The organism is Chromatiaceae bacterium (assembly GCA_016714645.1).
Taxonomy (GTDB): domain Bacteria; phylum Pseudomonadota; class Gammaproteobacteria; order Chromatiales; family Chromatiaceae; genus M0108.
The window spans coordinates 934,966-949,701 of sequence record JADKCI010000002.1 but is presented as its reverse complement, the minus strand read 5'-3'; the positions used below and the strand labels follow the sequence as shown (position 1 = coordinate 949,701).

The window sequence follows — 14,736 nt, the reverse complement described above, 5'->3', positions numbered from 1 at the left end:
ATGTTGATGATCTCGTTTGGGTTACAGTTGGATGGCTCGCCAGGGAGTTCACGCGGCTCTCCTGGCCAGCCATCCCGGGCTTTAGGGTTAGCTATCTGGCCAGGACCGGGGCCGTAGTCCAACTATGGAAGGGCGGGGGCGATGGTAACTCCCACTCTAGCCCTTCGGCACCCTCCCACACCCGATCCTTGGCCTGCTTTCCGCGGCGTATCGTGTCGATGATGATGTACAGCAGCAACAGGTGGCTGAGGCCGAAGACGAAAGCCGCCAGGCTGGAAATAACATTGAATTCAGTGAACATCACATTGTAATCAACAATGCGCCGGGGCATTCCCGCCAGTCCAATGAAGTGCTGCGGGAAGAAAGTCGCGTTAAAGCTGATGATATTCGTCCAGAAGAAGATTTTGGCTAGTCGCTCGTTGTACATGTGGCCGGTCCACTTGGGCAGCCAATAGAAGACGCCGGCGAACAGCCCGAAAACGGCCCCCGGCAGCAGCACATAGTGGAAGTGGGCGACGACAAACATCGAGTCGTGATATTGCATGTCCGCCGGGACCACCGCCAGCATGATGCCGGTCAGACCACCGAAGGAGAACATCAGCAGAATGGCCACGGCGAAGAGCATGGGCGTCTCGAAGGTCATGGATCCCTTCCACATGGTAGCCATGTAATTGAAGACCATGAGCCCAACCGGAATGGAGATGATGATGGTGCCAATCATGAAATAACTCACCGCCCCCAGTGACATGCCGATGGTGTACTGATGGTGAGCCCAGACCACCATGCCGATAACCATGATGGCGATCATGCCACCCACCAGGGAGTTATAGCCAAACAGCGGCTTGCGGGAGAAGGTCGGGACTATAGCCGCCAGTATGCCAAAGGACGGCAGAATCAGGATATAGACCTCGGGATGGCCGAAGAACCAGAAAAGGTGCTGAAACAGAACCGGATCGCCGCCGCCGGCGGCATTGAAGAAGCTGGTGCCGAAATGGCGGTCGAACAGCAGCATGGTAACGCCGCCAGCCAGCACCGGCACCACCAGGATGAGCAGGAAGGCGGTGACTAGCCAGGTCCAGACGAAGATCGGCATTTGCAACAGCTTCATGCCCGGTGCGCGCATATTGAAGATGGTGACGATAATATTAATGGAGGCCAGCACCGAGGAAATGCCAAGGAGATGGATGGCGAAAATCAGGAAATCCATGGACATGCCGACCTGGATGGACAAGGGCGGATAGAGAGTCCAGCCGGTGTTGATCTGGGTCCCGCCGCCGGGGAAGAAAGGCACGACGAAGGACAGGACCAACATGGTCCCAGCCGCCGGCAGAATCCAAAAACTCAGGTTGTTCATGCGCGGCAAGGCCATGTCCGGAGCCCCGATCATGAGCGGGATCATCCAGTTGGCCATGCCTGCGGCGGCGGGCATCACGGCCCCGAATATCATCAGCAGGGCATGATTGGTAACCAGGTTGTTGTAAAGGTCTGGCTCCAGCAATTGCAGGCCCGGCATAAATAACTCCATGCGGATGAGCATGGCGCTCGCCCCACCCATGAAGAGCATGATCAAGGCGAAAATCAGATACATGGTCCCTATGTCTTTGTGATTCGTCGAGAACAGCCACCGTCGCAGGCCGTGAGGGGGGCCATGCTGCTCGTGCTCGTGATCCAATGTGATGGCGGTCATGGCGGTCTACCTCGTGGGAGAAAGAGTTCGTCCGCCCGCCGACGCACCCATATTCGGGCTGCGCGGCGTAGCGTTCTGGAGCGGATGGGGAAGGGCCTGCATGGGCCTACTTGACTGCCAGGGAGCGGCCGGCATGCACGTCGCGCGGCTGAACCAGGTCGCCGGTGTCATTGCCCCAGGCATTGCGCTCGTAGGTGATGATAGCGGCCAGTTCCAGATCATTAAGGGTATTCCAGGGCACCATGGCGGTACCTGTCTTGCCGTTCAGAACGATATCCAGGTGGCCTGCGATGGGGCCGGTGGCGATCTTGCTTCCCGCCAGGGCCGGGAAGGCCGGAGCCAGCCCCTGGCCGTTGATTTGGTGGCAGGCACTGCACTTGCTGTTATAGAGGTCCTTGCCTTTTTCCATCAGGTCGGCCTTGGTCCAGGTCTTGTCCACATTCGCCTCGGCGGCGGAGGCCACCATGACTTGTTTTTGCTGGACCATCCAGTCGTCAAACTTTTCCTTGGACACGGACTCCACCACGATAGGCATACGCGAGTGCCAGGTCCCGCACAACTCGGCGCACTGGCCGCGGAAGGTGCCTTCGCGATTGAGATCAACCCAGGTCTCAGTGACGTAGCCGGGGATGGCGTCCTTCTTTACCGCCAGCTCTGGCACCCAGAAGGCATGGTTGACGTCGGCCGAGGTGTGCAGGAAACGGACCTTGGTGCCCACCGGCAGGACCAGCGGATTGTCCACCGCCCGTAGATAGTTTTCACCGGCCTTATCTTCCGGGAGATAGCGGCTCTCAATGCGGACGTGCTTGGGCTGGCCGCCGACCTCCACCGAGTGGTCCAGGTACTCGTACTCCCACCACCACTGGTGACCCACTACCTTGACATCCATGAGGTCTTCGCCCTTGGGGATTTCCCAAACCTTCACCAGGGTCTTATGGGCGGAGTTGGCTATGGTCAGGTCCACGCCCAGCACCAGGACGGGGACTATCACCCAGGACCAGCGCCCAAACCATGACTCGTGGAAATGCTGATCGGCCGCATAGCCCCGGCTCTTGCGGTGATAGACCAGAGAGTAGATGACGAATCCAAAGATAACGACCAGCAGGACCGCGGCAATGGTCGTGGTCATCATATGGATGTCATAGATCTCCTGGGCCACGCCGGCGGCGGGCTCGGGGAAGTTGAACCCCAACTCGGCCGCCGCGTGTCCTGCCCAGCAGGTTAAGGATAGCGAGGCGGTTATGGCCCCGATGCGCTTTAAATTCACTGCCAAATCCCCTCTCGTAGTAATTGTCGTACTTGCGAGGCGAGGTCTGGGTCCAGAGCCTCGATTACTCGGTGTTCACGATTGGCGCCTTGCAGGCCCCACCACCTCCTGTTGCCATGCTGCAAGACACACTCTTTCCAGCTCGATCAAGCCGATCGCGACCCAGCCCCAGCAGCGGGATGGGACCTGGGGATCGGGGCGGACTCAATTATTATAAGAATGCGATAAATCAACAGATAGCGCAAACTTATTTGATTTCGATCAATATATCAGCATTTACTTGTATATTTCTATACACGCCCTCTAAGCACTTGGCCGGCATGGGTTTGGGCTATAAGGCTTCGTTGGATCGACTTTCTGGCCAGGATAGACAGGGGAAGATAGCCTAGAACAAGGCCAAGGAAAAGAAATTCCCAGATTGAGTTTGATTAGCCGGGAAGAAATAGGGGGAAGTAAAAACGTAGGATGCGCCCGTTTCAGGGTGTCAGATTTCAACCGATTTCTGATTGGCCATGGGGTGGGAACAGCGGCGCGGCAGATCAGGCGGCGGAACCTTCCTGATGGGTCTTGGCATGGATATCAATCTCATCCGAGTCGCGCTGAAAAGCAGGCTGAGGGGCATCGCCATGACGGGAGGGAACGCCGCAGGCAGATGCTTGGAACCGCCAAGTGGCTCGGCACCGGCCAGGGAAGCCAAAACGGCAGGGTCCGCGCCGTCTGGCGCGGACCCTGTTTAAAACAAACCCCGGCGGGGCCGGGGTGGCTCGGCACCTCCCTGTGCCGACGAACGCCGTTAGCTCATTTCTGGTGCAAACGGCGCTGGACTGGCTTACTTGGAGGGAGCGGCGGGAGCAACCGGGGGCGCGGGCGGGGCATAAGGCGCGCCATAGGGGGCACCGTAAGGGGCATAACCGTAGGGGGCGCCATAGCCGTAAGGGGCATACCCGTAGCCATAGTTGTCATAGTAACGGTTGTAACCACGGCCGTAACCGCGGCCGCCACCGCTCATGTTCATGCTGAAGTCGCCGTAGCCACTGCCATCGCCAAACATGTCGTTCATCATGTTGTTGTTGCCATAGCCGGGACCACCGCCCCAAGGACCACCGCCCCAGTAGGCAGCGGCGGAGGCGGAAACGCCCAGCAGGGCGGCGATAGCGGCAGCGGTAGCAAGTTTTTTCATCTGTGTTCTCCGAAGTTAGATCTGGGTTGCAGCAAGGGAGGGCGTCATAGCGCGCCATCCTGGGGAGATAATGTATTAGCATTCGCTAATACTGTCAAGCATCTCATCTCAACTCGCGGGCAGAGCCCCCTCCCCGCCCGCCAGGGCATCACCGATGACCGCCAGGGTCAGCCAAGCCTCTCCGGCTTCCAGGCCCTTGATCTGGCGATCGGCGCGCGCGCAGTGTCCCATGAGGGCCCGCAGCCGGGCGGGAGGCAGGCGGCGCAGGGCCAACTTCATGGGGCCATGGCGATTTTGCCACACCCGTTCGGCGCTCAGGAAGGCCTCCAGTGCCCGGGGGCCGGAGCGCGCGGCGAAGGCGGCGCGGGTCAGGAGACGAACCTCGCGGGCCAGAACCCAGAGCACTAGGGGCTCGGCGGTGCCCTCGGCGGCGAGGCCGTCAAGGATGCGGTGCATGCGGCCGCGATCCCCCGCCAGGGCGGCGTCGGGGACATCGAACAGATCATAGCGGGAGCTGTCGGAGATGGCGCGGCTGAGCTGTTCGGCAGTCAGGGGGCCCGGGCCGTGGATCAGAACCAGCTTATCGACCTCCTGGGCGGCGGCGAGCAAATTACCCTCCACCCGTTCGGCGAGCATGGCGGCGACCTCGGGTCCGGGTTTGAGACCACGTTCGCGTAGACGTTGCCCGATCCACTCCACCAGCCGCGGCCCTGCAAGGGGCTTGACCTGGAGCAGCACCCCGGCGCGCTCGACTACCTGAATCCACTTGGCTTGAAGCTCCTGGTATTCCAGATTGGGCGCCAGGATCAGGAGCCGGTTTTCGGGCCTGGGCTGGGCGCAATAGCGGCGCACCGCCTCGCCACCCTCGCGCCCTATCTTGCCGGAGGCCAGCCGCAACTCGATGAGCTTGAGACTGGAAAAGAGCGACTGGGACTGGGCCGCCACCGTGAGCAGGCCCCAGTCGAAATGGCCGTCCACCTCCAGGATCTCCCGTTCCGCGAAGCCCAGGGCGCGGGCCGCTTGGCGGACCAGGCTGGCGGCCTCGCCGAGCTGATATGGCTCGTCGCCGCAGAGCATGACCACCGGCGGCAGCCCCGGCTTGAGGTGGGCGGCAAGCTGATGAAACTGGAGGCGCATGGGCCCGCCGGTCCCGGACTAGCCCGCGGGCAAGGCGGCGCGCAGCATCGCCAGGATCTGGGTGGCCGCGTCCTGGGCCATCTCCGCGTAGAGGATCTCCGCCTCCAGTTGCTTGCCCAGCACTTCCACGTCGGCATTTTCGAAGGTGCGGGAAATCTCCAGGGCGCGGGGCTCGATCAGGATCTTGCCCGTGGCGTCGCGGGCATCGAAGCGCAGGTCCAGGATGAGTTCGGTGGCGATAATCTTGCCATTGCGATCCAGGGCACCGACCCGTGAGCGGCGGGACTCGGACAAGATGCGTACCAGGACCCTGGCGTCCTTGGCCGAGGCGGCCTGTTGAACGGCGGAGAGCTGGAATCTCTCCCGCAGGATCCCCCCCACCAGGGAGTTGCCGGGGATCTCGACAAAGACCGGGCTGAGATTGGGCGGTATAGCCACCGCGCCCCGCAGCTTGAAGCCACAGGCCGTTACCAGGGTCAAAGCCATCAGCAGGGCCACCAGCAACCCCAGGCGCGTATCGGCTAGGCCCATGGTCATCACTGCACCACCAGATTGACCAGCTTGTTGGGGACCAGGATCACCTTACGCACCTGGGCCTCGCCCAGGAAACGACGCACATTCTCGTTCTCCAGGGCGGCCCTCTCCACAGCCTGGCGATCGGCAACGGCGGGCACCAGGATCTTGCCGCGCACCTTGCCGTTGACCTGAATCACGTATTCCAAGGTGTCCCGCCGCAAGGCCTCCTCGTCCACGCTGGGCCAGGGCGCGCGCAGGATGTCGTCACCCAGGCCCAGTTCGCGCCAGAGGTGGTGACTCAGATGGGGCGCGATGGGGGCCAGCAGCCGCAGGACGATGCCAAGCCCCTCGCGCATCACCGCCGCGCCGGCCGCGACCCCGGGGTCCAGCTTGTGGAGGCTGTTGACCATGGTCATGCAGCCCGAGACCACGGTATTGAATTGATGGCGTTCGTAATCGAAGAGGACCTTCTTGAGTGTGGCATGGATCTCGTGGCGCGCCTCCCCGGGCGCAAGGCCACCAGCCCCCTCCCGGCCCTCGCGGTGCTCGTCCTGGGCCAGGGCCCAGACCCGCTTGAGGAAGCGGGAGGCCCCCTCCACGCCCTCATCGTTCCATTCCAGGGATTGCTCCGGCGGGGAGGTGAACATGGTGTAGAGACGCACGGTATCGGCGCCATAGCGATCCGTCAGCACCTGGGGATCGACCCCGTTGTTTTTGGACTTGGACATCTTCTCGATGCCCCCAAAGACGACGGGCTGGCCGTCGGCCTGAAGCCGGCCCCTCGCCAGCCGCCCCCGCTCGTCGCGCTCCACCTCCACCTCGGCGGGATTGAACCACTGCTTGCGACCCTCGCTATCCTCGCGATACCAGGTCTCGGCCACCACCATGCCCTGGGTGAGCAGCTGGGTGAAGGGCTCGTCGCATTCCACCAGGCCCTCGTCCCGCATCAGCTTGTGGAAAAAACGGGCATAGAGGAGGTGCAGGACCGCGTGCTCGATACCGCCAACGTACTGATCGACCGGCAGCCAGTAGCGGGCGCGCTCGTCCAGCATGGCGGTATCGCAGTCGGGAGAACAGTAGCGGGCGTAGTACCAGGAGGACTCGAAGAAGGTATCGAAGGTATCCGTCTCCCGGCTCTCGCCCCCGCCCAGCTCGGAGAAGGCCGGCATCTTCTTGAGGGGCGAGCCCGAACCATCGACGATGACGTCCTCTGGCAGCCGCACCGGCAAATGGGTCTCGGCGCGCACCTGGCCATCCGCCCCATGGATCACCGGCAGGGGGCAGCCCCAGTAGCGTTGCCGGGAGACGCCCCAGTCGCGCAGGCGGAAGTTGACGCGACGACCGCCCCGGCCCTGCTCCTCCAGCCAGGCGGCGATGGCGGCGCAGGCCTGGGCGAAGTCGAGCCCATCGAAGGGGCCCGAGTCGCGCAGTAGCCCCTTCTCGATGTAGGCCCCAGCCTCGATACCACAGGGCGAGCCATCGGCGGCGAAGATGACCTGCCTGCGGGGGATGCCGTATTTGGCGGCGAACTCCCAGTCGCGCTGGTCATGGGCGGGGACGGCCATGACGGCCCCGGTGCCGTAGCCCATGAGGACAAAGTTGGCGGCGAAGATAGGCACGGGCGCCCCGGTGATGGGGTGCAGAGCATCCAGGCCAAGGGCATAGCCCTTCTTTTCCATGGTCTCGATCTCGGCCTCGGAGACGCCACCTTGCCGGCATTCCTCGATGAAGGCCGCCAGACCGGGATCGGTCTCGGCCGCCCGCCGAGCCAAGGGGTGTTCGGCGGCAACGGCGACATAGGTCACGCCCATGAGGGTGTCCGGACGGGTGGTATAGATGCCGAGCTTCTCATCCGAGCCGGCGATTCCGAAGTCCATGTGGACGCCCTCGGAGCGGCCGATCCAGTTGCGCTGCATGGCCCGTACCTGGTCCGGCCAGCCGTCGAGGCCGTCGAGGGCGTCCACGAGTTCCTGGGCATAGGCGGTGATGCGCACGAACCACTGCTCGATCTCGCGCTTCTCCACCGGGGCGCCCGATCGCCAGCCCTTGCCGTCGATGACCTGCTCATTGGCCAGCACGGTGCGGTCCACCGGGTCCCAGTTCACCATGGACTTGGCGCGGTAGGCCAGGCCCTTGTCCATGAGGCGACCGAACAGCCACTGCTCCCAGCGGTAGTAATCCGGGTCGCAGGTTGCCAGTTCCCGGTCCCAGTCATAGCCAAAGCCCAGGCTCTTGAGCTGGGCCTTCATGTAGGCGATGTTGGATTTGGTCCATTGGGAGGGCGGGATGCCGTGCTGGATGGCGGCGTTTTCCGCCGGCAGCCCAAAGGCGTCCCAGCCCATGGGCTGCAGGACGTTCTTGCCGAGCATGCGCTGATAGCGGGCGATGACGTCGCCGATGGTGTAGTTGCGCACATGGCCCATGTGCAGCTTCCCGGACGGATAGGGGAACATGGCCAGGCAGTAGAACTTCTCGCGGCTGGGATCTTCCACAGCCTTGAAGGATTGGGCTCCTTCCCAGTAGGCCTGGGCCGCCGCCTCGATGGCGCGGGGGTCGTATTCTTGTCGCATGGGTCGGCTTGGCTTCGGCGCTCAGGAAAATCAGGATACCGCGCGGCGGCGGCGGACGGCCTCGGCGAGCTCCTCCAGCAGGGGCTCGGTGTCATCCCAGCCAATGCAGGCATCGGTAATACTCTGACCATAGGTCAATTCGGTATCGGGGTGCCAGTCCTGGCGGCCCCCGATCAAATGACTCTCGATCATGGCACCTATGATACGGCGATCGCCCCGGGCGACCTGGCCGGCAACGTCCCGGCCCACATCCACCTGCTTGTGAGGCTTCTTGCGGCTGTTGGCGTGACTGAAGTCGATCATGATGCGCGGGCGCAGCCCAGCATCGTCCATCTCGTCCGCCGCCATGTTGACGCTCTCGGTGTCGTAGTTCGGCCGGGCACCCCCGCGCAGAATCACATGGGTATCCGGGTTACCGGCGGTGGCAAAGATGGCGGAGCGGCCTTCCTTGGTGACCGACAGGAAATGATGGGGGTGGGCCGCCGCGTGCATGGCGTCCAAGGCGATGCGCAGGCTGCCGCTGGTGGCATTCTTGAAGCCCACCGGGCAGGATAGCCCCGACGACAGCTCGCGATGGCCCTGGCTCTCGGTGGTGCGGGCGCCGATGGCCCCCCAACTGATGAGGTCGGCGATGTATTGGGGGCTGATGAGGTCGAGGAACTCGGTCCCCGCCGGGACGCCCAAACCATTGATGTCCACCAGCAGGGAGCGGGCCAGTTTGAGGCCCTCGTTGATCTCGAAACTGCCATCCAGGTGGGGATCGTTGATGAGACCCTTCCAGCCCACCGTGGTGCGCGGCTTCTCGAAATAGACGCGCATGACAATCAGCAGCTCTTGGTTGAGGCGGTCGCGGACCGGCAAAAGTCGCTCGGCGTAATCTCGGGCCGCGTTGACGTCATGCACCGAGCAGGGGCCCACCACCGCCAGCAGGCGGTCGTCCTCGTCGTGGAGAATGTCGCGAATGGCGCACCGGGCATGGTGGACGGTGGCCGAGATGGCATCCGTCAGGGGGTAGAGCCGGATCAGATCCTCCGGCGATATCAGCTGCTTCATGGCGCGGATGCGTAGATCGTCTGTCTCGTAGCGCATGGGGGTCTCGTCTAACAGCGGGGGCCGGGGCACTGGCGGCGAGGGCCCGGGGCAGGGTTCATTGCAGGTGCCAAGGGCACTATCTTACGCTGTAATAACAAGAGCGGAAAAACCCTTTGGCCAGTTGCTGGGGCGCACCCGGACCCGGGGAGGCCTCGCTGGTCCCGGATGGTCGGCTCGATCAGGTTGCAGTGACCGCCCGCCAACCGGAACCGAGGGTACAATTCTGCCCTTTCCTCAACCTTCATTGCAGGTCTTGGCCCTACCCGTGACTCTCCGACGCGACCACCAGAAACCGCGCCAGGCCAGCAAGGCGACGGTGATCCTTACCTAAGATCCGGCCCTCGGCGCCCCAGCGGCGTCACCGCCACCCAACGATTGGTACCTGACCTAGCCTGACGGCACCTTTGGAGACCCTTTCTCATGTCCTCGAAAATATCCGCTGTTCTTATCCTGCTCACCCTGGCCGCCGGATTATCCAGCCAGGCCTTGCTGGCGGTGGAAACCCCGTCCGCCCTGACCGCGACGAGTTGGTTATGGCAACAGACCCACATGAACAACGACGACCTCTTTCGCCCGGCCGAGCCGGGGAATTATCACCTGCGCTTTCTCGGGGATGGTACCCTCGCCATTCAGGCTGACTGCAACCGGGCCCAGGGTCGCTACAAAATTGAAGATCATCGCCTGCGGATCGAGCTGGGGCCCACAACCCTCATGGGCTGTGGCGAGGCTTCCCTGGGGGACCGCTTCCTGGCCAATCTGGGCGGGGCCAATGGCTATTTTTTTCAGGACGGCAACCTCTTCATCGACCTCAAGTTCGATAGCGGCACCATGAAATTCAGTCCCCAGGCCCCGGGCCTGGTCGGCACCCGCTGGCGGGTGACGGGTGTCAACAATGGCCGGGGCGCCCTGGAGGGCCTCCTCGGCGGCACTGAGCTACATCTCGACTTTGGGGAGGGGGGTGCCCTGGACGGCTCTGCGGGATGCAACCATTTCAGCGCCTCCTTTGCCATCAGCGGCGACCAGATCACCATCGGCCAGGCCCTGAGCACCCGCAAATTCTGCCAGGACCCGCCAGGGGTCATGGCGCAGGAAACCGCCTTCCTGTCCGCCCTACCCCAGGCCGCGCGCTTCGAGCGGACCGGCGATCGGCTGGAGATGCGGATGGTTGATGGTGCCCTGGTAGCTACCTTTGCCAGGTTGCAGGAATAGAGTCTCCACTTCGCCCTGATCGGTGTCCTGGGCGCCTCCGCGCCCTTTTTGACCGACCTCTCCCTCATCGGATAGTCAAAAAAATATCCAATGCGGATCGCATTGGCTGTCAGGGCCGCCTTCCTGTCCAGGCTAATCCGCGATGCGGTAGTTTTCGATATCTTCCCCGGCTTCAATCGCGGCTATCACCCATTGCGGCCGCCGGCCACGCCCGCCGGACCATTCATTACCATGCGCATCCCGGTACTTGGGTTCCGGTTTCGAGACGAATTTCGCACCTCTCTGAGCACGCCTAACGACTGGCATTTCAGGAATATATAGCCCGAGATCCGCCGCCGTCAAACCATAGGTTTTAATTTTTTCCCGCAGTTCGGAGATAATCCCATCTTTTTCGCGGTTCTTGATTAAGTTGGCTTGTTCCTGTAGGGCATCTATTTGGGCTTGAATCTCGGCCAGGCTGTGCATCGGTTTATTCCTCAAGTTGCAGGGTTGACGATTTGCATCTTAAATTAAATTTTCTAATTATGGAAGACGTAAAGTTAGATTCATCCCCGACCCCTCGGTAGCGCATAACAAATTCGTCTTCGCAGGGAAAACCCCGCTGGTGACGGGCCGAGGCAGCCTTTGAACAATCAGCATTGGGTCTTATCGGGCCTGGCCTTATATTTTTTTCCAGACCTCGACGGACTCGTCCTGAAGAAGCTGGGTCATTTTGATTGAACGATGCTCCTTTGGCAGCGCCAGTTGTTCGTAGATCGGGCGGTCGTCGAATTTGCCATATTTAAAGGCGTCTTCCACGGTCGCGGCTTAGTAAACCTCTTCGATGCCCGCCCAATAGCAGGTAGCCATACACATCGGACAGGGTTCCGCCCAGGTATAAAGAATACAGCCCGGTAGTTTGAAGCTCTGCAGGGTGATACAGGCCAGCCGGATGGCCTCCTTTTTTCCATGCCAGGTTGGATCATGACTCGCCACCACGCGGTTCATTCCTTCCGATATGATTTTCCCGTCCTTCACGATGACGGCCCCAAATACACCTCCGGTACCGTATTCCAGAGACGCCTATGCCGACAGCTCGATAGCCCGGCGAACGGATTTCTCATGTTCGGGGTTTGACGACTTCCTGATCCCTACACACACTTGACTCCGCGCCGCCCGGCCGCTACGCTCCCCGGCCATGAGAGTCTGTGGCCAATGGTTTGACACCCCCCTACGCGAGCGCATCATGGCCACCGTCGGTCAGGAGCCCGCCCTCAGCCGCCGCGCCCTGGCGGAACGGGTGTGAGACTGGCTGAACTGGACCAATGCCCAGGGCCAACGCTGCCTGGGCAGCGCCCGCCGCGCGCTGGCCGAGCTCCACCGGCGCGGCGCCGTGACGCTGCCCGTGGCGACACCCTTTCCCGCCGGCCCCCGCCCGGCACCCGCCACGGTGGCGCCAGCGCCGCTGCCGGTGGCTGAAGTAACGGGCGACCTGGCCGCCCTGGGTCCCATCGACCTCGTGGTGGTGGACACCGCCGCGGAACGCGACACCTACCACCAACTCATGGTCCAGCACCCCTGGGCGATAAACCCCTGTGCGGCGCCCAACTGCGCTACCTCTTCCGCTCCGCCCACGGCGACCTGGGCGCCGCCGCCTGCCAAGCGGCCAGCTTTGCCCTCCAGGATCGCGACCACTGGATCGGCTGGAACGAGGCCACCCGCCGCGGTAACCTCGCCCGGGTCGTCGCCAATGCCCGCTTCCTGATCTTGCCTGGGGTACGCGTACCCCACCTGGCCTCCCATCTCTTGGGCCAGCTGGCCCGCCGTTTGCCGGCGGACTGGGAAGCCCGCTATGGCGTGCGGCCCCGCTGCTGGAGACCTTCGTCCATCCCGACTATGCCGGCACCTGCTACGCCGCCGCCGGCTGGGAATGCATCGGCCACAGCGCCGGCCGCCGGGACGGCGTACCGAAGGCCCTGTGGGTGCGCCCCTGGCGGATGATGCCCGCCAGCGGCTGCGCCAGGGGCCCGCACGGCTTGCCCGCCGAGCGCCCCAGTACGCCGGCCGACTGGACCGAGGAAGAATTTGGTGGCCTCAAAGTCTGGGATGCCCGTCTCAAACACCGCCTGTATCATCTGGCCGCGGACTTCTGGGGCGACGTCCAGTCCCGGAGTCTCACCCGCCGCTGCGCCGACCGCGCCCGGACGGTCGCGGCCTATCGTTTCTTTGGCAACCCGCGGATCAACATGCACGTCATACTCGGCGCCCACCGGGAGGCGGTGATCGCCCGGATGGGCGCCCAGCCCCTGGTGCTGGTGCCCCAGGACACGACCTCGCTCAACTACACCGGCCATCCCGATACGGCGGGGCTGGGGCCGATCGGGAACAAGACCGACGGCGGCCCCGTCGGCCTGGTGCTGCATAACAGCCACGCCTTCACCCCGAGGGCGTGCCCTTGGGGTGGTGAGCGCCGCGTGCTGGGCGCGTGACCCCGACCAACATCAGACCCGCCGGGAACCCGAGGTGCGGGAAAGCGGCAAGTGGCTGGCAGCCTACCGCACCCTGCAGGCGATCGCCCCCAGGTGCCCCAGACCACCCTGGTGAGCATCGGCGACCGCGAGGCCGACCTGTTCGAACTCTTCGCCCTGGCACGCGATCCCCAGAGTCCGCGCCTGTTGGTGCGGGCCAACCGGGGCCGGCAGCGCCAGGTGATGAGCGCTGAGGGGCTGACCCCGTTGTGGGACCACCTGGGCGGTCTGGAGGTGGCGGGGCGCCTCGCCCTGGTACTGCCGCGCCGCGGCGCGCAAGCGGCGCGCACCGCGGAGCTGGCGCTGCGCTGTGGGCCGGTGACGCTCAAACCGCCCGGGAATCTTAAAGAAAGCCCGCTGGCGCTGTGGGCGGTGTTGCTGCGCAGCGGCCCCTGCCCCCGGGGGTCGACGGGTGGACTGGCTGTTGCTGACCAACGTCGCCACCACCACCCTGGCCGAGGCCCAGGAGCGGGTGCGCTGGTATGGCGCGCGCTGGGGCATCGAGGTGTTTCATCGCACCCTCAAGACCGGTTGCCAGATCGAGGAGCGCCAGTTGGGCTGCGTGGCCCGCCTGGAGAATTGCCTGGCCATCGATCTGGTGGTGGCCTGGCGCATTTACTATCTGACGATGCTGGGCCGCATGGATCCTGACGCCCCCTGCACCCTGTTCTTCCAGGATCCGGAATGGCAGGCGCTGTTTAGCTGGTTTCATCAAACCACCGTTCTGCCCGAGCAGCCACCCACCCTGCAAGAGGCGACCCGCTGGATCGCCATCAAGGGCGGCTTCCAGGGCCGTAAGGCCGATGGCCACCCGGGGACGGAGGTGCTGTGGCATGGCTTGCAGAAGCTGGACGTGGCGATCGAGAGGTATCTGATCTATCGCCCGGAGGAGCGGGCGAGCTGGCGCGATGAGTATCCGCCGGGGTATTTGCGGCCGCCGCCGGAGGATACTTCGTGAGAAAGGAATGGACTCAAGTATGTGTAAAGGTCAGGACGACTTCCTGTCCTTTGTTTTCACCAAAGTGAAGCTGGTCCACGAGTTCTATCCAAGCATCGCCCGCCTTGAGATCACGTGACAGGCCCTTTTCGGTAGTGAAGGTTAATTCACCCTTCTCTGGCAAAAACGCTGGTTGCGTCCCAGCTTAGGAGCGAGAGGGCGGTGGGTGAGTCCTTCATAAGCAGCTCATGATTTACCCGATGCTCCTAATGAGCACTTCCAGCGCCCCAGGCCCGGCGGCCCCCCGCTATCGGCACCGCAATTTTACGAAATCGCCCTCGCTGACGGTGGCAGTTTGGTCACCGTCCACAACGGTACTGGATCACCGCCGTCTTGTCCCGGCTAGGTGCCGGGTCGCCGCACAGCCCCAGTGTCAGGATAAATGTCACCTCCCCCGCGGAGATTTTATGTGACGATGGGGCATCATCGTTGTCGAGGGACTTGGCGCGGTCTGGCGGTCAACGGGAAGGAGCCCGTAGGGCGACGGGACCTTGACCGCCAGATCGCGCGGCGCAAGCCCTCGACGACGCACAACTGGTATTCATTCATGACCCACTCTTCACCCGAGTTCAAA

The 14,736-nt window shown here is 63.1% G+C and carries 13 protein-coding genes and 1 pseudogene; 4 read left to right on the top strand and 10 right to left on the bottom strand.

Going from position 1 to position 14,736, the window contains the following annotated elements:
- Nucleotides 1-91: 91 nt before the first annotated feature.
- The 7 genes from IPN92_11390 to IPN92_11360 all read right to left on the bottom strand — a co-directional run bounded on the left by IPN92_11390 (nt 92) and on the right by IPN92_11360 (nt 9,446).
- Nucleotides 92-1,687 (bottom strand): cytochrome c oxidase subunit 1, encoded by a 1,596-nt coding sequence (locus IPN92_11390; protein ID MBK8638846.1) that lies wholly within the window; start codon nt 1,685-1,687, stop codon nt 92-94.
- Nucleotides 1,688-1,793: 106 nt separating this feature from the next.
- Nucleotides 1,794-2,954, bottom strand: a complete 1,161-nt coding sequence (gene coxB / locus IPN92_11385; GenBank protein ID MBK8638845.1) for a cytochrome c oxidase subunit II — start codon at nt 2,952-2,954, stop codon at nt 1,794-1,796.
- Between the two features lie 829 nt (nt 2,955-3,783).
- Nucleotides 3,784-4,134: a sulfur globule protein CV1 gene (locus IPN92_11380; GenBank protein MBK8638844.1), complete on the bottom strand. Its 351-nt coding sequence runs from the start codon at nt 4,132-4,134 to the stop codon at nt 3,784-3,786.
- Between the two features lie 108 nt (nt 4,135-4,242).
- A complete protein-coding gene (holA, locus tag IPN92_11375) occupies nt 4,243-5,271 on the bottom strand; it encodes a DNA polymerase III subunit delta (protein ID MBK8638843.1) in 1,029 nt (342 codons plus the stop codon).
- An 18-nt stretch (nt 5,272-5,289) separates the two neighbouring features.
- On the bottom strand, nt 5,290-5,808 hold the full coding sequence (locus tag IPN92_11370; GenBank protein ID MBK8638842.1) for a hypothetical protein: 519 nt from the start codon (nt 5,806-5,808) through the stop codon (nt 5,290-5,292).
- Nucleotides 5,808-8,357, bottom strand: a complete 2,550-nt coding sequence (locus tag IPN92_11365) for a leucine--tRNA ligase (protein MBK8638841.1) — start codon at nt 8,355-8,357, stop codon at nt 5,808-5,810. The genes IPN92_11370 and IPN92_11365 overlap by 1 nt, the downstream gene beginning before the upstream one ends.
- A 30-nt stretch (nt 8,358-8,387) precedes the next feature.
- Nucleotides 8,388-9,446, bottom strand: coding sequence for a 3-deoxy-7-phosphoheptulonate synthase (locus IPN92_11360; protein MBK8638840.1), 1,059 nt, complete (start codon nt 9,444-9,446; stop codon nt 8,388-8,390).
- A gap of 423 nt (nt 9,447-9,869) precedes the next feature.
- Between IPN92_11360 and IPN92_11355 the strand changes: the two genes are divergently transcribed.
- Complete coding sequence (locus IPN92_11355; GenBank protein ID MBK8638839.1) at nt 9,870-10,658, top strand: META domain-containing protein; 789 nt, start codon at nt 9,870-9,872, stop codon at nt 10,656-10,658.
- Between the two features lie 132 nt (nt 10,659-10,790).
- Here IPN92_11355 and IPN92_11350 read toward each other — a convergent pair whose 3' ends face one another.
- Both IPN92_11350 and IPN92_11345 read right to left on the bottom strand, forming a co-directional pair.
- Entirely contained in the window at nt 10,791-11,123 is a 333-nt protein-coding gene (locus IPN92_11350) for an H-NS histone family protein (protein MBK8638838.1), read from the bottom strand.
- A gap of 195 nt (nt 11,124-11,318) precedes the next feature.
- Nucleotides 11,319-11,837 (bottom strand): annotated as a pseudogene (locus IPN92_11345) (nucleoside deaminase).
- A gap of 378 nt (nt 11,838-12,215) precedes the next feature.
- Here IPN92_11345 and IPN92_11340 point away from each other — a divergent pair.
- The gene (locus IPN92_11340; protein MBK8638837.1) at nt 12,216-12,638 is read left to right on the top strand and encodes a DUF4338 domain-containing protein; all 423 of its coding nucleotides are present in this window, start codon (nt 12,216-12,218) and stop codon (nt 12,636-12,638) included.
- Entirely contained in the window at nt 12,635-13,126 is a 492-nt protein-coding gene (locus tag IPN92_11335; protein MBK8638836.1) for a hypothetical protein, read from the top strand. Before IPN92_11340 ends, IPN92_11335 begins: the two co-directional genes overlap by 4 nt.
- Nucleotides 13,127-13,189: 63 nt before the next feature.
- Here the strand turns inward: IPN92_11335 and IPN92_11330 are convergent, their stop codons facing one another.
- Nucleotides 13,190-13,444 (bottom strand): hypothetical protein, encoded by a 255-nt coding sequence (locus tag IPN92_11330; GenBank protein MBK8638835.1) that lies wholly within the window; start codon nt 13,442-13,444, stop codon nt 13,190-13,192.
- 133 nt (nt 13,445-13,577) lie between these two features.
- Between IPN92_11330 and IPN92_11325 the strand changes: the two genes are divergently transcribed.
- Nucleotides 13,578-14,123 (top strand): IS4 family transposase, encoded by a 546-nt coding sequence (locus tag IPN92_11325; protein ID MBK8638834.1) that lies wholly within the window; start codon nt 13,578-13,580, stop codon nt 14,121-14,123.
- The last annotated feature ends 613 nt before the right edge of the window (nt 14,124-14,736 follow it).

Bases quoted from the DNA above. Each gene is read 5' to 3' on its own strand.
- IPN92_11390 (MBK8638846.1), bottom strand. From the start codon at position 1,687: ATGACCGCCATCACATTGGATCACGAGCACGAGCAGCATGGCCCCCCT.
- holA (MBK8638843.1), bottom strand. From the start codon at position 5,271: ATGCGCCTCCAGTTTCATCAGCTTGCCGCCCACCTCAAGCCGGGGCTG.
- IPN92_11355 (MBK8638839.1), top strand. From the start codon at position 9,870: ATGTCCTCGAAAATATCCGCTGTTCTTATCCTGCTCACCCTGGCCGCC.
- IPN92_11365 (MBK8638841.1), bottom strand. From the start codon at position 8,357: ATGCGACAAGAATACGACCCCCGCGCCATCGAGGCGGCGGCCCAGGCC.
- IPN92_11380 (MBK8638844.1), bottom strand. From the start codon at position 4,134: ATGAAAAAACTTGCTACCGCTGCCGCTATCGCCGCCCTGCTGGGCGTT.
- IPN92_11370 (MBK8638842.1), bottom strand. From the start codon at position 5,808: ATGACCATGGGCCTAGCCGATACGCGCCTGGGGTTGCTGGTGGCCCTG.
- IPN92_11335 (MBK8638836.1), top strand. From the start codon at position 12,635: ATGATGCCCGCCAGCGGCTGCGCCAGGGGCCCGCACGGCTTGCCCGCC.
- IPN92_11350 (MBK8638838.1), bottom strand. From the start codon at position 11,123: ATGCACAGCCTGGCCGAGATTCAAGCCCAAATAGATGCCCTACAGGAA.
- IPN92_11360 (MBK8638840.1), bottom strand. From the start codon at position 9,446: ATGCGCTACGAGACAGACGATCTACGCATCCGCGCCATGAAGCAGCTG.